Below are 22,458 nucleotides of genomic sequence, written 5' to 3'. Positions count from 1 at the left end.
GGCGGTTCCCAGGCTACTCGGACGATTCTCCCCCCACTCCACCCCTTCGAGGGGGCGCCCGACGGTGGTCGCGCGCCCCCTCGGGCGTGGTTACGGCAGGGTCAGGATCTGGCTGCGGCGGCCCTCCGGGTTGAGGTGGTGGAGCAGGAGGACGCGCGACCGGTCGCCGTCGGTGCGGCGGATGTCGAGCAGGGTGGCGGGGTGGACGGGGGCGGCCAGGGCGGTGGGGCCGCCGGGGCCGGTGCGGATGTCGACGGCGGGGTGCAGGACGTCGACGGCGAGGGTGGGACGGGTGCCGCGCAGGCCGATCGCGGAAAAGGCGTCGGCCGGGTCCCGTCCGGAGCCGGCCAGGCCGGTCCAGACCGCGTAGTGGACCGTGCTGTGCCCGGCGCGGACGCCCGGGAGGGCGGACAGCCGGACCGGCAGGACCACCGTGTCGGAGTCCAGCAGGGCGGTGTCGGTGTCGCCCCAGCGGGCGTTCAGCGGCTGGACGTCGAGTTCGGCGCCGGTGCGGGCGTCCAGGGTCCGGGCCACCAGGACGTCGCTGCCGCGCATCCGGTCGGCCTTGACCAGCACGTCGGTGACGCCGTCCCCGTCGGTGTCCAGCACGGCCCGGACGCCGAACAGTCCGACCGGGGTGGCGGCCGGGGCCCACACCTGGGCGCCGAGGTAGAGCCGGCCCTCGGCGAGCGGGTCCCCGGCGACGGCGGGTGCGTCGCTGGCGGCCCCGGCGGCCCGCAGGTTGGCGGCGCGGTCGCCGGGGCGCTCCACGCAGAGGTCCCGCAGGTGCTCGGCCTCCTCCGTGCTGCCCTCCGGCACGAAGCCCGCGCCCGGTCCGACGGCCGCCCCGCTGTTCGGCGGGCAGTCGGCCCAGCGGGCGCCCTCCCCGCCGAGCGCGAAGGCGCTGAGCAGTCCGGGCGCGTCACCGGGCGCGTCGGTGCCGGTGAGCGCGACCACGGCCCCGGAGCGGGTGGTGCGGACCGGTGCGGTGGCGGCCAGGTCGCTGGCCGGGCGCGGGGCCGCGAACAGCGGCACCCGCAGGCCGGGGGCGGCCGGGTCGTCCGGGGTCAGCAGCAGCCGGCCGGAGAGCTCGCCCCGGTAGCTGCGGGCCCGGCCGCCCTGGAGGGTGGCGATCGTCGGGTCCGGGGCGCGGCCGAGCGCGCCGGGCACGCTCAGGGTGACCCGGACCCGCGCGGTGCCGCCGGGCGGCACCTCGATCCGGTCGGGCGAGAGCGCGAAGCGGGCGCCGGGCAGCTCGGTGGCGGCCGCGTAGCCGGTCCGGTAGGCGACCGGGGCCGCGGACAGGTTGCGGACCTCGACCTCGCGCACCGGGGCGAGCGGCCCGGTGACGGCGACCGGGCCGAAGGAGACGCCGACGGCGCCCTCCACCGCGCCCTCCCCCGCCGCGTAGGCGACGGCCGGGGTGCGGACGGCCCGGTCGACGGCGGCCCGGCCGGCGCCGGTGCGCTCGGGCCCGTAGACCGGTCCGGTGCCGCCGTCGCCGAGCCAGGTGTCCCCGGCGGTGTTCATCAGCGCGGCCTTGACCTGTTCGGCGGTCCAGCCGGGGTGGGCGGCCCGGACCAGTGCGGCCAGGCCGGCGGCGTGCGGGGTGGCCATCGAGGTGCCGTCCTCGCGCTGGCCGTCGGTACCGCTGCCGACCCGGGCCGACCAGATGGTCTCGCCGGGGGCGGCGAGGTCCGGCTTGACCACCCCGGGCACCCCGATGCCGCGGGAGGTGAAGTCGGTGAGGGTGTCGAGCCGCTGCGGCTGCTCCTGGGCGACGACGCCGTGCAGCGGGTTGCCGGGCGCGGCGAGGCGGACCCGGACCGGACCGGCGGCGGCGCCCGCGCGGAGCCGTTCGCCGTCGGCGCGGGCGAGCAGGGCCAGCGGGACGCGGTCGTTGCCGGCGATCTCGGCGAGGTGGTCGTCGTCGGCCGCGAGCAGGGCGCCGAGCGCGCCCGCGTCGGCGACGTGGTCGGCGCGCGGGCCCGAGCCGCAGGCGCGCTCGGACTCGCGGGTGCTCCAGGCGAGCACCGCGATCCGCCCGGCGATCCGCTGCCGGTCGGCCTCGGAGAAGGCGGCGCAGCCGTCCCGCTGGTCGACGGGCAGGGCGAGCTCACCGGACACGTCGGCGGTGGACCAGTCCTGGTAGCGGGCGCTCCAGTGGGCCGGCACGACCCCGGCGAGCGGCTGCGGGTCGAGCACGGTGAGGCCGTCGGCGTCGCTGTGCGGGTCGACCGAGGCGGCGACGGCGAGCGCCCTGGCGGCGGTGCCGGGGCTGCCGCCGATGGCGTACACGTCGCCCTCGTTGCCCGCCGCGGCGGCCACCACGGTGCCGAGCGCGGCGAGCCGGTCGACGGCGAGGGCGTCGGCGTCGTCGGTGGCGCCGAAGCGGCTGCCGAGCGACAGGTTGAGGACGTCGAGCCGGTCGCTCGGATCGCCGTCGCCGTCCGGGTCGGCGGCCAGGTCGAGGGCCTCGCCGAGCTGGTCGGTGGAGCCGTCGCAGCCGAACACCCGGATCGCGTACAGCTGGGCGCCGGGCGCGGCGCCGGGGCCGACCCGGAAGCCGGCCGGGTCCAGGCCGGGCCGGTACGGGCCCCGGTAGGGCTGTCCGTCGGTGGTGACGCCGAGGCCGGCGGCGGTACCGGCGACATGGGTGCCGTGGCCGTTGCGGACGCAGTCGATCGGGTTCCCGTCCGGGTGCGGCTCGGGCTGGTAGTGCGGGGAGGTCGGATCCGGCTGGTAGTCGTCGCCGACCAGGTCGCGGCCACCGGTCACCTTGGCGTTCGGGAACAGGCCGGCCGGCGCGGGCTTCGCCCCGTCGACGGAGCGGAACGCCTCCTCGGTGCCGGGGCCGCCGAAGTCGGCGTGGGTGTAGTCGATGCCGCTGTCGGCGATGCCGATCCGCACCCCGACGCCGGTGTTGCCGTCGGCGGAGCCACCGGCCCAGACCTCGGGCGCGCCGGTCACCGGCACCGAGTGGGCGTTGTCCCGCCGCTTGCGGACGATCGGGTGCACGGCCGCGACCCCGGGCAGGGTGCGCAGCGCGGGCAGCCGGTCGGCGGGCGCGTTGACGGCGAGTCCGGTGATCAGGGTGCGGGTGCGGTAGAGCTCCCGGGCGGCGGGGACGGCGTCGTGGACGGCGTCGGCCAGGCGGTCCAGCGCCGTGGAGGCGCGGCCGCGTTGGGCGGCGCCGGCCCGGGCGGCCTCGCCCCGGACGGCCTCCGGGGAGCGCCGGTTCCGCCGGGCCTCGTCACCGGCCCGGCGCCAGGCGGGGGCGACCGGTTCGGTGGCGAGTTCCAGCAGGACGGCGACGGGGCCGGTGGCGGAGCGGCCCGGCGGGGCCGCCGGGGACGTCGGCGGGCTGCCGGTGGCCGGGGCGGCCCCGGTGAGCAGGGCCGGTCCGGCGAGCAGGGTGAGCGTCAGGCCGAGCCGGGAAAGCGGTCGGCGGACGACGGGACGGCGCATGGTCCTCTCCCCCGGCCGGGGGAACTGATCCGCATCCGGTGCCGCTGACGTCCGCCCGCGCGGCCGTCGATCACCCTTCCGGGGGCCCCAAATTAGGAATATCGCGCCGGTCGGGGCGAGCGACTTCCACCGAACGGCGGCAACTTGCACTCCTGGGGGTGACCCTCCGTCAGCCCGTCCGGCCCATTCGGCGGATGAACGCCGAACGGGCCGAGGAGGGCCGGAGGCGGCCGGTCAGGAGCCGCCGGTCGAAGACCGCCGGCAGGAGGCGCGGCCGGTCAGTGGCCGGTCGCGCCGCCGTTGTCGCGGCGGTCCAGCGCCCGCTGGAGCGCGGCGGCGGCGAAGGGGTTCCGCTCGACGGCCCGGCGGCGCCGGGGGGCGCGGGTCTGCGGGGCGGCGGGGGCGGAAGCGGCGTGGCGGTCGGCGGTCGGGGGCATACCGGGGCTCCTTGGTTCGATACGCGCCGTGGGAACGGACGCGGCGGGGTGGGGAGGAGGGGGGTAGGTACACCGGGCAGGGGTCTCCCGCCCATCGGGTGCGGACGCGCGCACGGGCCGGACGCCCTGGCTACAGGGGCGGCACACCGTGCGGCTGACTCCACGGTACGACCCGCGCCCGGCGGTGTCTGCACGAATACTTGGATTTCCTACTATCTGAGACGGCCGTCCCCCGGAGGAACGCGCCAGGGCCCGGACCGCCGTGCGAACGGTGGTCCGGGCCCTGGTGAGGGGTGGTGCGGGGCTCAGGCGCCGAGGTCGACCGAGCGGGCGAAGCGGGCGCCGATCTCGGCCGCGATCGCCGACAGCACCTCCTGCGGGATCTCGCTGTCCACGGTGAGGGAGGCGAGCGCGCCGCTGCCGTCGCGGGCGACCTGCATGCCGGCGATGTTGATGCCGGCGTCACCGAGGTGGCGGCCGAGGACGCCGACCACGCCGGGCCGGTCCTCGTACTTGAAGAAGGCCATGTGGTCGGTGAGCGCGACGTCCACGTCGAAGGCGTCCACGCCGACGATCTTCTGGACCTGCTTGGGGCCGGCCAGCGTGCCGGAGATGGCGATCTCCTCACCGTCCGCCAGGGTGCCGCGCACGGTGATGACGTTGCGGTGCTCGGGGCTCTCGCTGGAGGTGGTCAGCCGCACCTCGACACCGCGCTCCTGGGCGAACAGCGGGGCGTTGACGTAGGACACCGTCTCCGCCACGACGTCCTCGAACACACCCTTGAGGGCGGACAGTTCGAGCACCTTGACGTCGTGCTGGGTGATCTCGCCGCGCACCTCGACGTCGAGCCGGACGGCGACCTCGCCGGCCAGCGCGGTGAAGATCCGGCCGAGCTTCTCGGCCAGCGGCAGGCCCGGGCGGACGTCCTCGGCGATCACGCCGCCCTGGACGTTGACCGCGTCCGGCACCAGCTCGCCGGCCAGCGCCAGGCGGACCGACCTGGCGACGGCGATGCCGGCCTTCTCCTGGGCCTCGTCGGTGGAGGCGCCCAGGTGCGGGGTGGCGACCACGTTGTCGAGGGCGAACAGCGGCGAGTCGGTGCACGGCTCCTTGGCGTACACGTCCAGGCCGGCGCCGGCCACCCGGCCGTCGCGCAGGGCGCTGAGCAGCGCCGCCTCGTCGACGATGCCGCCGCGGGCGGCGTTGACGATCCGGACGGTCGGCTTGACCTTGTGCAGCGCCTCGTCGCCGATCAGGCCGATGGTCTCCGGGGTCTTCGGGAGGTGGACGGTGATGAAGTCCGAGACCTCCAGCAGCTCCTCCAGCGAGACCAGCTTGACGCCCATCTGCGCGGCGCGGGCGGCCTGGATGTAGGGGTCGTACGCGACGATCTTCATGCCGAAGGCGGACATCCGCTGGGCGACCAGCACGCCGATCCGGCCGAGGCCGACGACGCCGAGGACCTTCTCGCTGAGCTCGACACCGGTGTACTTGTTGCGCTTCCACTCGCCGCCCTTGAGCGCGGCGTTGGCCGGCGCGATGTTGCGGGCGACGGAGATCAGCAGGCCGCAGGCGAGTTCGGCGGCGGTGACGATGTTGGAGGTCGGCGCGTTCACGACCATGACGCCGGCCTTGGTGGCGGCGGAGACGTCCACGTTGTCGAGGCCGACACCGGCGCGGGCGACCACCTTGAGCCTGCGGGCCGCGGCCAGCGCCTCGGCGTCGACCTTGGTGGCGGAGCGGACCAGGATGGCGTCCACGTCGGCGATGGCGGTCAGCAGCTCGGCGCGGTCCGCACCGTTGCAGTGCCGGATCTCGAAGTCCGGGCCGAGGGCGTCGACGGTGGCGGGCGACAGCTCTTCGGCGATCAGTACTACGCCAGATTTCACAGTTGTAGCAGCGCTCACGACAGTGTGTCCTTAACTGTCCGGTTCTCCCCGGATCCGGGCACGAGGGTGGCCTTGCCGGGCGGGGGGAAGGTGGCATGCCGCGTAGCTAGACGCACGACGCTGTGGGCCTGACGCGCACTCGGAAGTGTATCGACGGGCTGGGTAACGGGCTGCTCCCGTCCGGCAAAATCACCCGGACGGGAGCCGCCTTGTTGTACAAGGGGGATACAAACCCGCGAGGGCCCTCCCCGAGGCCTTACGCCTCTTCCTTGACCCAGCTCATCAGCTTGCGGAGCTTCTTGCCGGTGGTCTCCAGCAGGTGGTCCTCGTCGGCCTTCTTGTACTCGTTGTACTTGGGCAGACCGGCCTTGTACTCGGCGATCCAGGTGTTGGCGAAGGTGCCGTCCTGGATCTCGGTGAGGACCTTCTTCATCTCGGCCTTGGTGTCGGCGGTGATGATCCGCGGGCCGGTGACGTAGTCGCCCCACTCGGCGGTCTCGGAGACCGACCAGCGCATCTTCTCCAGGCCGCCCTCGTACATCAGGTCGACGATGAGCTTCAGCTCGTGCAGGCACTCGAAGTAGGCGATCTCCGGCTGGTAGCCGGCCTCGACCAGGGTCTCGAAACCGGCCTTCACCAGGGCGGCGGTGCCACCGCAGAGGACGGCCTGCTCACCGAACAGGTCGGTCTCGGTCTCCTCGGTGAAGGTGGTCTTGATGACGCCGGCCTTGGTGGCGCCCAGGCCCTTGGCGTAGGACAGCGCCAGGTCGAAGGCCTTGCCGGTGGCGTCCTGCTCGACCGCGACGATCGCGGGGACGCCGCGGCCCTCCTCGTACTGGCGGCGGACCAGGTGGCCCGGGCCCTTCGGGGCGACCATGCAGACGTCGACGTCGGCCGGGGGCTTGATGAAGCCGAAGCGGATGTTCAGGCCGTGGCCGAAGAACAGGGCGTCGCCGGCCTTGAGGTGCGGGGCGATGTCCGCCTCGTAGACGTCGGCCTGGATCGGGTCCGGGACCAGGATCATGATGACGTCGGCCTCGGCCGCGGCCTCGGCGGGGGTGACCACGCGCAGGCCGGCCTCCTCGGCCTTGGCCCGGGACTTGGACTCCGGCTTCAGGCCGACCCGGACGTCCGCGCCCGAGTCGCGCAGGGACAGCGCGTGGGCGTGGCCCTGGCTGCCGTAGCCGATGACCGCGACCTTGCGGCCCTGGATGATGGACAGGTCGGCGTCGTCTTCGTAGAACAGCTCGGCCACGGGGGCACATCTCCTTGCGAGTGGTTTGCCGGGTCTGCGGTGGTTCCTACCGTATGCGGATCCGGCGTCGGGGTGGGGCGGTGCTTCAGGGTTTGAGACGGCGGCGCGTCCCGGAGGGGCGGAGCCGGTCCTAGGCGCTGCGGTCGAGGGCGCGCAGCGAGCGGTCCGTGATCGAACGGGCGCCGCGTCCGATGGCGACCAGACCGGACTGGACCAACTCCTTGATGCCGTAGGGCTCCAGCATCCGGAGCATGGCCTCCAGCTTGTCCGAGCTGCCGGTGGCCTCGATGGTCACCGCGTCCGGGGACACGTCGACCGTCTTGGCGCGGAACAGCTGGACGATCTCGACGATCTGCGACCGGGTGTCGTTGTCGGCGCGGACCTTCACGAGGACCAGTTCCCGCTGGATCGCAGCGGACTGGTCGAGCTCGACGATCTTTATCACGTTGACGAGCTTGTTGAGCTGCTTGGTGACCTGCTCCAACGGGAGGTCCTCGACGTTGACCACGATGGTCATCCGGGAGATGTCCGGGTGCTCGGTCGGGCCGACGGCGAGGGAGTCGATGTTGAAGCCCCGACGGGAGAACAGCGCGGCGATCCGGGCGAGCACGCCGGGCTTGTTCTCGACCAGGACGGAGAGGGTGTGCTTGGACATGGGTCGTGGGTTCCCTTGGTCGTTCCGGAAGGGGCTCAGTCGAGGTCGTCGCCGAAGTCGGGACGGACGCCGCGGGCGAACTGGATCTCGTCGTTGCTGGTGCCGGCCGCGACCATCGGCCAGACCATGGCGTCCTGGTGGACGATGAAGTCGATGACCACCGGGCGGTCGTTGATCTCCATCGCCTGCTTGATCACCGCGTCGAGGTCCTCGGGGCGCTCGCAGCGCAGACCGACGCAGCCCATCGCCTCGGCGAGCAGGACGAAGTCGGGGATCCGGGTGCCCTGGGCCGGCGGCTCGATGCCGTCGTGGCCGGGGCCGGCGTGCAGCACGGTGTTGGAGTAGCGCTGGTTGTAGAACAGCGTCTGCCACTGCCGGACCATGCCCAGCGAGCCGTTGTTGATGACCGCGACCTTGATCGGGATGTCGTTCAGGGCGCAGGTGACCAGCTCCTGGTTGGTCATCTGGAAACAGCCGTCGCCGTCGATCGCCCAGACCGCGGCCTCCGGGCGGCCGGCCTTGGCGCCCATCGCGGCCGGCACCGCGTAGCCCATGGTCCCGGCGCCGCCGGAGTTGAGCCAGGTGCCCGGCTTCTCGAACCGGATGAACTGCGAGCTCCACATCTGGTGCTGGCCGACGCCCGCCGCGTAGACGGCGTCCGGGCCGACCAGCCGGCCGATCCGCTCGATCACCTGCTGCGGGGAGAGCTGGCCGCCGGGCGCGGCCTCGTAGCCGACCGGGTAGGTGGTCTTCCACTCGTCGAGCCGCTCCCACCAGTCGGCGTAGTCGCCCTTGTGGCCGGCGTCGAACTCGGCCTGGACGGCGACGATCAGGTCGGCCAGCACCTCGCGGGCGTCACCGACGATCGGCACGTCCGCCGGGCGGTTCTTGCCGATCTCGGCCGGGTCGATGTCCGCGTGGACGACCTTGGCGTACGGCGCGAAGCTGTCCAGCTTGCCGGTGACCCGGTCGTCGAAGCGGGCGCCGAGGGTGAAGAGCAGGTCGGCCTTCTGGAGCGCGGTGACGGCCGGGACGGAGCCGTGCATGCCGGGCATGCCCAGGTGCTGCGGGTGGCTGTCCGGGAAGGCGCCGAGCGCCATCAGGGTGGTGACCACCGGGGCGCCGGTCAGCTCGGCCAGGATGCGCAGCTCGGCCGTGGCACCGGCCTTCATGACGCCGCCGCCGACGTACAGGACCGGGCGCTTGGCGGTGACCAGCATCTTGGCCGCTTCGCGGATCTGCTTGGCGTGCGGCTTGGTCACCGGGCGGTAGCCGGGCAGCGAGGTCTCGACCGGCCAGCGGAAGGTGGTGGTGGCCTGCAGGGCGTCCTTGGCGATGTCGACCAGGACCGGGCCGGGGCGGCCGGTGGCGGCGATGTGGAACGCCTCGGCGATCACCCGGGGGATCTCGGCCGGGTCGGTGACCAGGTAGTTGTGCTTGGTGATCGGCATCGTGATGCCGCAGATGTCCGCCTCCTGGAAGGCGTCGGTCCCGATCGCCTTGGAGGTGACCTGGCCGGTGATGGCGACGATCGGCACCGAGTCCATGTACGCGTCGGCGATCGGGGTGACCAGGTTGGTCGCGCCCGGGCCGGAGGTCGCCATGCAGACGCCGACCCGGCCGGTGGCCTGCGCGTAGCCGGTGGCGGCGTGGCCGGCGCCCTGCTCGTGGCGGACCAGGATGTGGCGCACCTTGGTCGAGTCCATCAGCGGGTCGTACGCGGGAAGGATGGCCCCGCCCGGGATGCCGAAGACGGTGTCCGCACCGACGGCCTCCAGCGAGCGGATGAGCGACTGGGCGCCGGTCATGGTCTCGACGACGTGCTGAGGAGCGGGAGCGTGGGCGGCCGGGGTGTCCCCGCGGCGGGGGGATGCGGCGTGCTCGGTCATCTGCCTGTCTCTTCTCGGTTCTGGCCGGCCCGGTGGTTTGCGGGCCCCGGGGGGTCGAGGGTGGGGTCCCGCTTGCGGGCCGATCGCCGGCTCTGCCCCAATCGTCCCTTTCGCGGGGCCTCGGGGCCAGGGGTCTTGCGGTGGTGGAACAGCGTCGGTGCAACAAAAAACCCCTCGTGCCCAAGGGCATGCGAGGGGTGGCGCGTCGGTCTGTCACGAACGGGTCGGGGCCCGCTCAGCCGACGCGCCCGCCAAGTACGAGAATTCGGGTGCGCATGGCAACGACCTTCCTCCCGCCAAGGGTCGGCTGTCAAGCAGGTGGGACGGCCGTCTCGCCATGCGGACCGACTCCCGGACCGGCCACAGCCGGGTGTTCGGGCAGGTCGGAGCCGTTGTGGAGGGGTACCACACGCCCCCCGGCGGCCTCGCCGCGGCCACTCGTCCGGGTGTCCGCGGCCAGGAAGGCGCGCCGCGCGGGCAGCGGGCCGAGCGGCCTCGGCACCGGGTACGCGCGGCGGGCCAGCTCGCGCCGGAGCCGGATCTCGTCCAGCGGCGCGGAGAACGCCGAGCCCTGCACCTGGCGGCAGCCCAGCTCCTGCAGCACGGCCACCTGGCGCGGCAGGTCGACGCCCTCGGCGGCGGTGACCAGCCCGAGGTCCCGGCCGAGCCGCAGGGCGTGCCCGGCGAGGGTCCGGGCGAGGGCGGACTCCCCCAGGTCCTGGACCAGCGAGCGGTCCAGCTTGAGGCCGTCGAAGGGGAGCCGGACCAGCGTCCCGAGCGAGCCCCGGCCGGCCCCGAAGCCGGCCAGCGCGGTGCCGACGCCGAGCCGGCGCAGCGCGTCGAGCCGGCGGCCGAGCTCGTCCGCCAGGTCGTCCGGGCCGGTCCTGGCCACCTCGACGATCAGCTGGCCGCCGGGCAGTCCGCTGTCCCGCAGGGCCGCCACCACCGCCTCGTACAGGCCGGGCGCGCACAGCCGCTCGGCCGACAGCCGGACCGACACCGGGACCGGCGGGGGGACGGCGCGGCCCCGGACGGGCACGCCCCGGCGCAGCGCGGCGGCGGTCACCGCCTCGCGGACCAGCCAGCGGGAGAACCGCGCGGCGGCGTCGCCCGGCTCGGTGGAGCGCAGGAACTCGGCGGGGGTGAGCAGCAGGCCCTGCGCGGAGCGCCAGCGGGCCTGTGCCTCGACGGCGGTGACCGCGCCGGTGGTGAGGTCCACCACGGGCTGGTGGAGCAGGGTGAAGCCGCCCTCGCGGACGGCCGCGCGGAGCCGTTCGTCCAGCTCGGTGCGGCGCTCCAGGTCGGCGCGCATGGCCGGGGTGTAGAGCATCACCCGGCCCTTGCCCTCGGACTTGGCGCGGTACATCGCGAGGTCGGCGTTGCGCATCAGCTCGTCGGCGGCGGCGCGCGGGTCGGCGGCCGGACCGCGTTCCGGGGTGCCGAAGGCGATCCCGATGCTGGCGGCGACGCTGAGTTCGCTGCCGCCGATCCAGTAGGGCTCGGAGAGCGCGGCGCGCAGCCGTTCGGCGAGCTCCTGGACCTGGAGCCGGCCGAGCGGGCCGCAGACCAGGGCGGCGAACTCGTCGCCGCCGAACCGGGCGACGGTGTCCCCGCAGCGGACGGCGCCCTGGAGCCGGCGGGCGGCCTGGACCAGCAGCTCGTCGCCGACCTGGTGGCCGGCGGTGTCGTTGACCGCCTTGAAGCCGTCCAGGTCGAGGAAGAGCACGGCGACCCCGGAGCCCGCCTCGTCCTGCGGGCCGCGGGCGGCCAGGGCGGCCCGCAGCCGCTGGGTGAACAGCGCCCGGTTGGGCAGGTCGGTGAGCGGGTCGTGGAACGCGTTGTGCTGCAACTGGGCCTGCAGCATGACCCGTTCGGTGACGTCGCGGCTGTTCAGGATCAGGCCGTCGCGGTACCGGTCGACGGTCGACTCGACGTGCAGCCACTCGCCGCCGCCGGAGCCGATCCGGCACTCCACCCGGGCCGCGGGCAGCGGCTCGGCGCCCGGGTCGCGGTGCGCGGCGAGCCGGCCCCGGGCCAGGAAGCGGCGGACCTCCAGCAGCACCCGGTCGACGTCCTCGGGGTGGATGAGGTCCAGCAGGTTGCCGCCGACGAGCTCCTCCGGGTCGCGCCCGTAGACGCCGAGCGCGGCCGGGGAGACGTAGGAGAGCACGCCGTTGGCACCGGCGATCATGATGACGTCGCTGGAGCCCTGCACCAGGGAGCGGAAGTGCGCCTCCTTGTGGGCGAGTTCCTGGGCCAGCGAGAGGTTGTCGAGCAGCATGATGCCCTGGCGCAGGATCAGCGCCAGACCGACGGTGCAGGCCGCCGAGGCCACCACCCGGTCCAGCGAGCGCCCGCCGAGGGCGTTGTAGAGGATCCCGGCGGTGCAGACGGCGGCGGCCGCGTAGGGGGTGAGCGCGCTGAAGGTGGTGGCGACCCGGCGGCGGGGCAGCCCGCCGAGCGCCGGGTGCTCGCGCAGCGGGCGGCGCCAGCGCGGGGACCACGGGGCCCAGGCCAGCAGCAGGCTGCCGGCGAACCAGCCGGCGTCCAGGAGTTCGCCGGAGTGGTAGCTGCTGCGGAGTTCCGGCGAGGTGAACAGGGCGTCGCAGAGCACGGTGACGGCGAGGCCGACCATGGCGGTGTGCACGGCGGCGCGGTTGCCGTCCCGGCCGCCGAAGCGCAGCCCGACGACCAGCGAGACGAGCAGGATGTCCAGCACCGGGTAGGCCAGGTTGAGGGCCAGCCGCAGCGGCGAGCCGTCCTCGCCGGCGGCGGTGCGGCCGAGGGCGAGGCTCCAGCTGAGGGTGAACAGCGAGCCGGCCACCAGCCAGCCGTCCAGCAGCAGGCAGAGCCAGCCGGCGGCGGTGCGCGGGCGCTGGGCCAGCACCAGGACGCCGGTGATGGCCAGCGGGGCGAACAGCAGGAAGGCGTACTCGGCCAGCGAGTTGGGCGGCAGCTGGGTCCGCTCGACCAGCTCGTACCAGCCCCAGGTGCCGTTGCCGAAGGCGACCATGAGCGAGGAGAGGCCGAACAGCAGCCAGGCCGGACGGGCGTGACCGCCGACCGTACAGCCGTAGGCCAGACAGGAGAGCGCGGCGGCGAGGGCGGCCGCCGCCAGCCCGAAGTCGCCCATGAAGACGGCGACCTGGCGCGAGCCCCAGCCGAGCGCGGCGCCGAGGGTGTAGGCGAGGCAGAGCACGCCGAGGACGGCGCCCGGCAGCTTGCGGCTGCAGAGCGCCCGGCGGAGCGTCCCCGGTCTCGCCCCGCGGGCCGGGCGGTACGGGGGCGGGCCACCGGCGCGGACGCCGCGCGGGGGCGGGCCGGGCCTCGGCGGGCCCGGTCTCGGCGGACCGTCCGCGGGCAGGACGGCGTCCGGTGCCTGGGGCCGTCCGGCTCCGGGCAGCACCGCGTCGGTGGAGCTCACTCGGCCTCTCCCCCTCCGGCCCGGGGCCTCGCGCCCCGGTCACGGACCACCGGCCGCGCGCCCGGTGGCCGTGCGCGGTGTCCTGGCGCCCCGGCAGGGCGGTGACCCAGGGGGCGGGGGGCCTGCCGGCCGTCCCGCCACACCGATGTTCCCGTTCGGGACCCTACACCACTTCGGTCACTCAATGACACGCACACTCAACTTAGAGTAATGGTCCAGGGGTGGGGAATTGCGTCCGATTCCACCGAATCGGTCCGGTTGACGGGGGCGCGCACAAGGGGGCTCACGCAGCGCGCACAGGAGCATACGGCAGCGCCCGCCCGGCACCGGCCACCGCGGCGGTACGCCGGGCGGGGAGTCGGACGGGCGCACCGGTCGGGAGCGACGGACGGACCGTCAGCGGGCGGCCGGGGCCAGGTCCTCGGGGAACAGCCGCAGCCGGTGGGCCAGCGCGGCCGCCTCGCCCCGGCCGGCCACCGCGAGCTTGCCGAGGATGTTGGAGACGTGCACGCTCGCGGTCTTCGGCGAGATGTACAGTTCCTCGGCGATCTGCCGGTTGGTGCACCCCCGGGCGAGCAATCGGAGCACGTCCCGCTCACGGGGGGTGAGGCCGAGGGACTCACCGGCCGGCAGTGCCGGAGCGGGCACCCGGCGGTCCGCGACGAGCGGGAGTCCGGCCCGCGCGGCCAGGCCGTCGATCTCGGCCCGCAGTGCGGCGTCGGACCGGGCGGACGCCAGTTCCCGTGCCTCGCGCAGGAGTTCGGCGCCGGATTCGCGGCGTCCGGCCAGCACCTCGGCCTCGCCGGCCCGCAGCAGCGCGGCCGCCAGCGGGTACGGCAGCCCGGTCGGGCGCAGCGCCGCGACCGCGGTGGCCCACAACTCGGGGGTGTCCGCGCCCTCGGCACGGGCCAGTTCGGCCTCCAGCAGGCGCGCCCAGCCGTGGTGCAGCGGCACGGTCGGGGTCAGCCCGGCCGCCGTCGCGGCGATCCTGGCCAGCACCTCGGCCCGGCCCCGGTCGGCCTCCGGCAGGCCCCGGCTGTCCGCCTCGGCCGCGGCGCCGTCCACCAGCAGCGGGTAGAGGTCGGCGAGGTAGCCGCAACGGAGGTCCTCGTCCAGGGCGGCGATCAGCTCGGCGCGGGCCTCCAGCGGGCGGCCGACCCCGACGGCGACCCGCAGCGCCAGGCGGGCGACCGGGACGGAGTGCTGGAGCTGGCCGACCCGGTTGGCCGCCCTGGCCTGCGCCAGCATCGCGGCGGCGGTGGGCAGGTCGCCGCGGAGCAGGGCGAGTTCGCCGCGCATCCGGTCCAGGAACTCGGCGTGGGTGCCGGTGACACCGATCTGCTGGCACTCGGCGAGCACCTGCTCGGCCTCGTCGATCCGCCCGAGGTCCATCAGCGCCTCGGCGAGGTTCCCGGTCAGGATGGTGCCGATGTTGCGCTGGAGGCCGTTGCCCCGGGCCGACTCCAGCCCCTCCCGGGCGAGTGCCGCCGCCTCCTCGGCCCGGCCGAGCCCGCGCTGCATCGAGGACAGGTTGTTGATGCCGCGCAGCAGGATGTCGGGGGCGCCGATCCGCCGGGTGGCCTCCACCGCCGCGGTGAGCTGGGCGACCGCCGCCTCCGGGTCGGAGTCGAGGTCGTTGCGCAGCCCGCCGAGCGTCATCAGGGCGTGCTGCTCGACGGCGTCCGCGCCGACCTCGCGGGCGATCCGGACCGCCCGCTCGGCGAGTTCGACCAGCTCGGGCCGGGGGTTGGAGAGCATCCCGCTGCCGGCGCCGAGGGCGAACACCTCGGCCTGGACGGCGGACGGCGGCAGGTGCTCGACCAGCCGGTGCGCGTAGGCGATCTCCTCCTCGTCGCCGGAGCGGCGCAGGTGGCCGAGCATCCGGGCCCGGTTGATCCGGAACCAGGCGGCGCGGGCCGGGTGCTCGGTCTCGTCGACCAGCTTGAGCGCCCGCTTGGCCAGGCTCAGCCCGCGCTCGCGGTCCCCGCTGCGGCGGGCCGCGACCACCGCCTCGGCCAGCACGTCGATCAGGCAGAGCCGGTCGCAGTGCTCGTCGTGCCGGTCCACGTCGCAGGAGCAGGGCGGGTAGGTCTCGGCCCAGTCGTGCGGGCGCAGGGTGCCCGCCAGCACCTCCTCCGGGACCTCGTCCCAGAGCTCCAGGGCCCGTTCCAGCATCCGCAGCTGCTCGGCGAAGGCGTTGCGGCGGCGGGCGGCCCTGGCGGCCTCCAGCGCGGTCGGCAGGGCCCGGGCCGGGTGGTGGGCGTGGTACCAGTAGTTGGCCAGCCGGGCCGGGCGGACGTCGGAGCCGACCAGGTGCGGATCGGCCTCCAGCGCGGCGGCGAAGCGCCGGTTGATCCGGTGCCGCTCGCCCGGCAGCAGGTCGTCCGAGACCGCCTCCCGGACCAGCGCGTGCCGGAACCGGTAGCCGTCGCCGTCGGTGTCCGGGCGCAGGATGTTGGCGCCGACCGCGACCCGGAGCGAGGCGATCAGCTCCTCCTCGTCCTCCAGGACGGCGGCGAGCAGGGCGTGCTCGACGTAGGAGCCGCCCTCGGCGGCGATCCGCAGCACCCGCTGGGTCTGCTCGTCCAGCGCCTCGACCCGGACCAGCAGCATGTCCCGGAGCGAGTCGGTGAGCCCGGCCGAGCAGCCCTCGCGGAAGGCGGTGGCGAGCTCCTCGACGAAGAAGGGGTTGCCCTCGGAGCGGCGGTGGATCCGGTCGACCAGCTCCCGGTCCGGGGCGGCGGTGCCGAGGATGCCGGCCAGCTGCGCGGCGACCTCGCCGGGCCCGAAGCGCTCCAGTTCGGCCCGCTGCACGGTGCGCAGCCGCTCCAGCTCGGCCAGGAACGGCCGCAGCGGGTGGCGGCGGTGCAGGTCGTCGCTGCGGTAGGTGGCGACCAGCAGCACCCGGGCCCGGTGCAGGGTGCGGACCAGGTAGGCCAGCAGCTCCCGGGTGGAGCGGTCGGACCAGTGCAGGTCCTCGACGGCGAGCACGAGGGTACGGTCCGTGCCGAGCCGTTCGAACAGCCTCGCGGTGTGCTCGAACAGCCGGGCTCGTCCGTACTCGTCGTTGGGTTCGCCGTCGGCCTCGCCGAAGTCCGGCATCAGCCGGGCGAGGTGCCCCTCCATCCCCGCCGCGGCCGCCTCCAGCTCGGTGCCCAGGCCCCGGTGCAGCCGGCGCAGCGCGGTGGCCAGCGGCGCGTAGGGCAGGCCCTCGGCGCCGATCTCCAGGCAGCCGCCGACGGTGGTGACCACGCCGTCGAGGCAGGCCTGGCGGAGGAACTCCTCCAGCAGCCTGGTCTTGCCGACGCCGGCCTCGCCGCCGATCAGCACGGTCTGCGGCTGGCCGTCCCCGGCCCTGCGCATGGCGTCCAGCAGGACGGTGAGCTCCGGATCGCGGCCGACGAAGACGGGACTCACCGATATCTGCTGCATGGAGGCGAGCATGCCATAGAGGTCGGGTGCGCTCCGAGGGGTTATCCCGCCCTCCGGACGCCCGGAAGGGGAGGCGCACCCCCGTGTCGCCTCCCCCTCCGGTCCCTGCTCGGCACCTCGGTGCCGGTCCGTCAGCATTCGCGCGGACGGACGGCGCGGCGCTGGAAGCGGAAGCCGACGTTCGGACGCCAGCCGGTGCGCTTGGCCCCCTTCGCCTCGCGGACCAGGCGCTCGTGCTGGGCCTGGGCCCGGAGTTCCAGCTCCTGCTGCTTGATGAGCTCGTACTCGATCACGGTGTTTCCCCTCGTGGGTTTCGGTGTCTCTCTCGTTCTGAGGTAAAGATTCCTCTCCCAGGGGGGTGGGCCGCATCGGCAGCCTGCCGGATGTTCCGGGCCCCGACCGCCTTAGGCCGGGGGTCCCGGGTACGGCAAAGGCCCGGCCCTACCCCTGACGAAGGGTAAGACCGGGCCTTGGGCCACTAAGTAGCCCTAAGAACGCCTTAGGCGCCTTGGAAACTCAGGAAGAAACACCCAGCTTCTCAAGGATCAGATCCTTGACCCGGGCCGCGTCGGCCTGGCCGCGGGTGGTCTTCATGACCGCGCCGACCAGCGCGCCGACCGCGGCGACCTTGCCGTCGCGGATCTTGGCGGCGATCGCCTCGTTCTCGGCGATGGCCTGGTCCACGGCGGCACCGAGCGCGGAGTCGTCCGAGACCACGGCCAGGCCGCGCTGCTCGACGACCGCGTCCGGCTCGCCCTCGCCGGCCAGCACGGCCTCGATGACCTGACGGGCCAGCTTGTCGTTCAGCTTGCCCTCGGCGACCAGCGCGGCGACCCGGGCGACCTGCGCCGGGGTGATCGGCTGCTCGGCCAGCTCGGTGCCGGTCTCGTTGGCCCGGCGGGCCAGCTCGCCCATCCACCACTTGCGGGCCTGGTCGGCCGGGGCACCGGCGGCGATGGTCTCCTGGATCGGCTCGACGGCGCCGGCGTTCAGCACCGACTGCATGTCCTTGTCCGTCAGGCCCCACTCGGCCTGCAGCCGGGCCCGGCGCACCCGGGGCAGCTCGGGCAGCGCGGCGCGCAGCTCCTCCACCCAGGCGCGGGCCGGGGCGATCGGCACCAGGTCCGGCTCCGGGAAGTACCGGTAGTCCTCGGCGTTGTCCTTGATCCGGCCGGCGGTGGTGCTGCCGTCCTCCTCGTGGAAGTGCCGGGTCTCCTGGACGATCGTGCCGCCGTCGGTCAGCACCGTGGCGTGCCGCTGGACCTCGAAGCGGGCGGCCCGCTCCACGCTGCGCAGCGAGTTGACGTTCTTGGTCTCCGAGCGGGTGCCGAAGGTCTTGGTGCCGTTCGGGCGCAGCGACAGGTTGACGTCGCAGCGCATCTGGCCCTTGTCCATCCGGGCCTCGGAGACGCCCAGCGAGCGGATGACCTCGCGCAGCTCGGCGACGTACGCGCGGGCGACCTCGGGGGCGCGCTCGCCGGCCCCCTCGATCGGCTTGGTGACGATCTCGATCAGCGGGATACCGGCCCGGTTGTAGTCCAGCAGCGAGTGGGTCGCGCCGTGGATCCGGCCGGTGGCGCCGCCGACGTGGCTGGACTTGCCGGTGTCCTCCTCCATGTGGGCGCGCTCGATCTCCACCCGGAAGGTCGAGCCGTCCTCCAGCTGCACGTCGAGGTAGCCGTTGAAGGCGATCGGCTCGTCGTACTGCGAGGTCTGGAAGTTCTTCGGCATGTCCGGGTAGAAGTAGTTCTTCCGCGCGAACCGGCACCACTCGGCGATCTCGCAGTTCAGCGCCAGGCCGATCTTGACGGCCGACTCCACGCCGATCGCGTTGACCACCGGCAGCGAGCCCGGCAGGCCCAGGCAGGTCGGGCAGACCTGGCTGTTCGGCTCGGCGCCCAGCTCGGTCGAGCAACCGCAGAACATCTTGGTCTTGGTGCCCAGCTCGACGTGGACCTCCAGGCCCATCACCGGGTCGAACGACGCGAGCGCGTCCTCGTAGGAGACCAGGTTCTTGACGCTCACAGCGTCCCCTTCACTAAAAAGTCTTCGGTGGTGCGGGCCCGGCCCGCACGTGGGAGTGCGGGCCGGGGCCTCACGGGCTGGGTCAGCCCAGCAGGACGTCGTCGTCGCCGAGGCGGCGCAGCTCACGGACCAGCAGGGCGGTGCCGGTCACCAGGGCGGCGGCGCCGACCAGGGCGTTGACCAGCTTGAGCGTGTCGCTCTCGCCGCGGGCCTTGCGCACGTCCTTGACGATGGAGACCGCGCCGAAGGCGCTGGTGCCGATGGACAGCCAGAGCCCGGGCTTGGAGTGCTTCCACCCCTTCAGCGATGCCGACTGGGCCTTGGCGTTCTCGATCTTGCTCACAGTGCCGGTGCCTCCTCCAGCAGGGTGTGCCCCCACTTGTCGTTGAGTGCGGCCTCGACGGCGCCGCCCACGCGGTACAGGCGGTCGTCCGCCATCGCGGGTGCGATGATCTGCAGGCCGACCGGGAGATTGTCCTCCGGGGCCAGGCCCACCGGCAGCGACATGGCCGCGTTGCCCGCAAGGTTGGACGGAATCGTGCACAGGTCGGCCAGATACATCGCCATCGGGTCGTCGGCGCGCTCGCCGATCGGGAAGGCGGTGGTCGGCGTGGTCGGCGAGACCAGCACGTCCACGCCCGCGAAGGCGGCGTCGAAGTCGCGGGAGATCAGCGTCCGCACCTTCTGGGCCGAGCCGTAGTAGGCGTCGTAGTAGCCCGAGGACAGCGCGTAGGTGCCCAGGATGATGCGGCGCTTCACCTCGGGGCCGAAGCCGGCCTCGCGGGTCAGCGCGGTGACCTCCTCGGCCGAGCGGGAGCCGTCGTCGCCGACCCGCAGGCCGTAGCGCATCGCGTCGAAGCGGGCCAGGTTGGACGAGGCCTCGCTCGGGGCGATCAGGTAGTACGCCGGCAGCGCCAGGGTGAAGGACGGGCAGGAGACCTCGACGACCTCGGCGCCCAGCTCGCGCAGCAGCTCCACCGACTCGTCGAAGCGCTGCATCACGCCGGCCTGGTAGCCCTCGCCGGAGAACTCCTTCACCACGCCGATCCGCATGCCGCGCACGTCGCGCAGCTTCGCGGCCTCGACCACGGCCGGGACCGGGGCGTCGATCGAGGTGGAGTCCAGCGGGTCGTGGCCGGCGATCGCCTCGTGCAGCAGCGCCGCGTCCAGCACGGTGCGGGCGCACGGGCCGCCCTGGTCCAGGCTGCTGGAGAACGCCACCAGGCCGTAGCGCGACACCGAGCCGTAGGTCGGCTTCACGCCGACCGTGCCGGTGACGGCGCCGGGCTGGCGGATCGAGCCGCCGGTGTCGGTGCCGATCGCCAGCGGCGCCTCGAAGGCGGCCAGCGCGGCGGCCGAACCGCCGCCGGAGCCGCCGGGGATCCGGGAGAGGTCCCACGGGTTGCCGGTCGGGCCGTAGGCGGAGTTCTCGGTGGAGGAGCCCATCGCGAACTCGTCCATGTTGGTCTTGCCGAGGATGACCACGCCGGCGTCCTTGAGACGCGTGGTCAGGGTGGCGTCGTACGGCGGGATCCAGCCTTCGAGGATCTTCGAACCGCAGGTGGTCGGCACGCCCTTGGTGGTGAAGACGTCCTTCAGCGCCAGCGGGACGCCGGCCAGCGGGCCCAGCTCCTCGCCCTTGGCGCGCTTCTCGTCGACGGCCCGGGCGGCGCTCAGCGCGCCCTCGGTGTCGACGTGCAGGAAGGCGTTGACCTTCTTGTCGACGGCCCCGATGCGGTCCAGGTGCGCCTGGGCCACCTCGACGGCGGACACCTCGCCCTTGGCGACGGCGGCGGCGGTCTCGGCCGCGGTGTAACGGATGAGCTCGGTCATGGGTCAGTCCTCCCCGAGGATCTGGGGCACACGGAAACGCTGCTCCTCGGCGGCCGGGGCCCCGGCCAGCGCCTGGTCCGGGGTGAGCGACGGCCGGACCTCGTCCGCGCGCATGACGTTGGTCAGCGGCAGCGGGTGGGAGGTGGGCGGGACGTCCTGTCCGGCGACCTCGGAAACGCGGGCGACCGCGCCGATGATCACGTCCAGCTGCTCGGCGAAGTGGTCCAACTCTTCGGCCTGCAACTCAAGACGCGACAGCCGAGCGAGGTGGGCGACCTCCTCGCGCGTGATGCCAGGCATGCAGCGATCCTCAGGGTGAGTTCTGGTGAGGCCCGGATCCGCCTTCCGGCGGCGCCGGGCCCGGGCCGGGAGCCGCCTGTCCGGCGCTCCCGTCCTCGTGGTCTGTGGTCCCCATCCTAGGGGGCACGGGACGGCCACCGGCCGACGACCGGCGGTGGGACCGGGTCACCCTCGCCGCGCGGCGCCCTCACTGCGGGCGGGTCGGCGCCCAACTCTGCTGCTTGGGCGCCTGGATCTCCAGCTTCGCCGCCTGCGCCGCCTGGATCACCGGCGGCAGGACGGGCTGGATCGCGGGCGGCAGCCGGTCGGCGGCGGCGGAGCCGAGCCGCTCCACCGGCGGGGCGCCGGTGCGGTGCACCCGCAGCCAGGCGGTGGCCTGCTCGGCCGGCAGCGCCGCCGACACCAGCCAGCCCTGGACCGCGTCCACGCCCATGCCGTGCAGCCGCTCCCAGGTCTCGTCGTCCTCGACGCCCTCGGCGACCACGGTCAGGCCGAGCGAGTGGGCCAGCTCGACCGAGCAGCGGACCACCGCCGCGTCGTGGTCGTCGGTGGCCATCCGGGAGACGAAGGAGCGGTCGATCTTCAGCTCGCCGACCGGCAGGCTGCGCAGCCGCACCAGCGAGGAGTGGCCGGTCCCGAAGTCGTCCAGGGACATCCCGACCCCGTAGCCGCGCAGTTCCGCCAGGGTGTCGGCGGCCCGGCGGGAGTCGTCCAGCAGCAGCCGCTCGGTGATCTCCAGCTGGAGCGCGTGGGCCGGCACCTGGTGGCGCACGAGGTGGCCGGCGACCCGCTGGGCGAAGCCGGGGTTGAGCACGTCGCGGGGCGAGACGTTCACCGCGACCTGCACCTGGAGGCCCTGCTCGCGCCAGCTGGCGAGCTGGCCGACGGCGGCCTCCAGCACGTAGTCGGTCAGCCGGGGCATCAGCCCGCTGGACTCGGCGAGGCCCACGAACTCGTCCGGGGAGACCCGGCCCTGGCCCGGACGCTCCCAGCGCAGCAGCGCCTCCAGGCCGACCACCCGGCCGTCGAAGGCCACCTTGGGCTGGTAGTGCAGCTGGACCTCGCCGGTCTCCAGGGCCCGCCGCAGATCGCCCAGCAGTCCGATCCGGTACGGGGTGTCGGCGTCCTGGGCCTCGTCGTACTGCTCGACCGAGGTGCGGCCGCGCTGCGCGTGCCCCATCGCCACGTCGGCGCGGCGCAGCAGGGACTCGGCGTCCTGGGCGTGCTGGGGGAAGACGCAGACGCCCGCGCTGGCCTCCAGCACCAGCAGCAGTCCGTCCAGGCGGATCGGGGCGGCGAGTTCGGCGATCAGCGCCTTGGCCACCTTCTCCAGCGAGTCCGGGCAGCCGATGCCGGGCAGCAGGACGGCGAACTCGTCGCCGCCCATCCGGGCCACCATCGGGCGGCCCCGGTAGTGCCGGGGAAGGCCGGCGAAGACGTCGTCGATGGACTCGCGAGTGGCGCTGCCGGCGGCCCCGCCGGAGCGCAGCGCCCGGTGCAGCCGACGGGCGATGTGGACGAGCAGACGGTCGCCGGCGGTATGGCCGAGGGTGTCGTTGAGCGACCGGAAGCGATCGAGGTCGAGCAGGATCAGACCGACGCTGTAACCCTCGGTGTGCTCCGCGATCGACTCCTGGGCGGCGAGGAGTAACGCCTGGCGGTTGGGCAGATCCGTCAGCGGATCGGTGAGCTGGTCGCGCGCCCGGTCGCGGGCGATCCGCCAGGCCGCGACCAGGACGGCCAGCGGCACCGCGAACAGTGGCAGCAGCTCCGCCTCGTAGCGGTAGACCAGCACGGCCAGCGGGATGAGCGGCGCGGCGCCGGCCAGCAGCACGCCGAGCAGCAGGACCG

13 protein-coding genes and 1 pseudogene are annotated in these 22,458 nt (G+C 74.1%); all 14 read right to left on the bottom strand.

Annotated elements, in window-relative coordinates; translation table 11 throughout:
• Positions 1-90 precede the first annotated feature (90 nt).
• Positions 91-3,468 (bottom strand): S8 family serine peptidase, encoded by a 3,378-nt coding sequence (locus tag ACW14Y_RS26505; RefSeq protein ID WP_456983646.1) that lies wholly within the window; start codon positions 3,466-3,468, stop codon positions 91-93.
• A gap of 278 nt (positions 3,469-3,746) precedes the next feature.
• The gene (locus tag ACW14Y_RS26500) at positions 3,747-3,905 is read right to left on the bottom strand and encodes a hypothetical protein (protein ID WP_157855184.1); all 159 of its coding nucleotides are present in this window, start codon (positions 3,903-3,905) and stop codon (positions 3,747-3,749) included.
• Positions 3,906-4,210: 305 nt separating this feature from the next.
• Complete coding sequence (gene serA, locus ACW14Y_RS26495) at positions 4,211-5,794, bottom strand: phosphoglycerate dehydrogenase (RefSeq protein ID WP_380299306.1); 1,584 nt, start codon at positions 5,792-5,794, stop codon at positions 4,211-4,213.
• Positions 5,795-6,050: 256 nt separating this feature from the next.
• A complete protein-coding gene (gene ilvC / locus ACW14Y_RS26490) occupies positions 6,051-7,049 on the bottom strand; it encodes a ketol-acid reductoisomerase (RefSeq protein WP_043468805.1) in 999 nt (332 codons plus the stop codon).
• A 130-nt stretch (positions 7,050-7,179) separates the two neighbouring features.
• The gene (gene ilvN, locus ACW14Y_RS26485) at positions 7,180-7,704 is read right to left on the bottom strand and encodes an acetolactate synthase small subunit (protein ID WP_030392698.1); all 525 of its coding nucleotides are present in this window, start codon (positions 7,702-7,704) and stop codon (positions 7,180-7,182) included.
• 35 nt (positions 7,705-7,739) lie between these two features.
• Positions 7,740-9,593: an acetolactate synthase large subunit gene (locus tag ACW14Y_RS26480; protein WP_380299308.1), complete on the bottom strand. Its 1,854-nt coding sequence runs from the start codon at positions 9,591-9,593 to the stop codon at positions 7,740-7,742.
• Between the two features lie 310 nt (positions 9,594-9,903).
• Positions 9,904-12,813 (bottom strand): putative bifunctional diguanylate cyclase/phosphodiesterase, encoded by a 2,910-nt coding sequence (locus tag ACW14Y_RS26475; RefSeq protein WP_380299336.1) that lies wholly within the window; start codon positions 12,811-12,813, stop codon positions 9,904-9,906.
• Positions 12,814-13,413: 600 nt separating this feature from the next.
• Positions 13,414-16,449, bottom strand: a complete 3,036-nt coding sequence (locus tag ACW14Y_RS26470; protein WP_380299309.1) for a helix-turn-helix transcriptional regulator — start codon at positions 16,447-16,449, stop codon at positions 13,414-13,416.
• 131 nt (positions 16,450-16,580) lie between these two features.
• The gene (locus ACW14Y_RS26465; protein ID WP_266271584.1) at positions 16,581-16,742 is read right to left on the bottom strand and encodes a hypothetical protein; all 162 of its coding nucleotides are present in this window, start codon (positions 16,740-16,742) and stop codon (positions 16,581-16,583) included.
• A gap of 223 nt (positions 16,743-16,965) precedes the next feature.
• The gene (gene gatB, locus ACW14Y_RS26460) at positions 16,966-18,474 is read right to left on the bottom strand and encodes an Asp-tRNA(Asn)/Glu-tRNA(Gln) amidotransferase subunit GatB (protein ID WP_456983645.1); all 1,509 of its coding nucleotides are present in this window, start codon (positions 18,472-18,474) and stop codon (positions 16,966-16,968) included.
• Positions 18,475-18,556: 82 nt separating this feature from the next.
• Complete coding sequence (locus ACW14Y_RS26455; protein WP_369826134.1) at positions 18,557-18,817, bottom strand: hypothetical protein; 261 nt, start codon at positions 18,815-18,817, stop codon at positions 18,557-18,559.
• Complete coding sequence (gene gatA, locus ACW14Y_RS26450) at positions 18,814-20,307, bottom strand: Asp-tRNA(Asn)/Glu-tRNA(Gln) amidotransferase subunit GatA (RefSeq protein WP_030392704.1); 1,494 nt, start codon at positions 20,305-20,307, stop codon at positions 18,814-18,816. Before gatA ends, ACW14Y_RS26455 begins: the two co-directional genes overlap by 4 nt.
• 3 nt (positions 20,308-20,310) lie before the next feature.
• Positions 20,311-20,607: an Asp-tRNA(Asn)/Glu-tRNA(Gln) amidotransferase subunit GatC gene (gene gatC, locus ACW14Y_RS26445; protein ID WP_030302932.1), complete on the bottom strand. Its 297-nt coding sequence runs from the start codon at positions 20,605-20,607 to the stop codon at positions 20,311-20,313.
• 187 nt (positions 20,608-20,794) lie between these two features.
• Positions 20,795-22,450 (bottom strand): annotated as a pseudogene (locus tag ACW14Y_RS26440) (putative bifunctional diguanylate cyclase/phosphodiesterase); the annotation flags it as partial.
• Between the last annotated feature and the right edge of the window lie 8 nt (positions 22,451-22,458).

The sequence above is a fragment of the Kitasatospora sp. cg17-2 genome (genome assembly GCF_054031055.1).
This window is presented reverse-complemented; position numbering and strand designations above follow the sequence as displayed.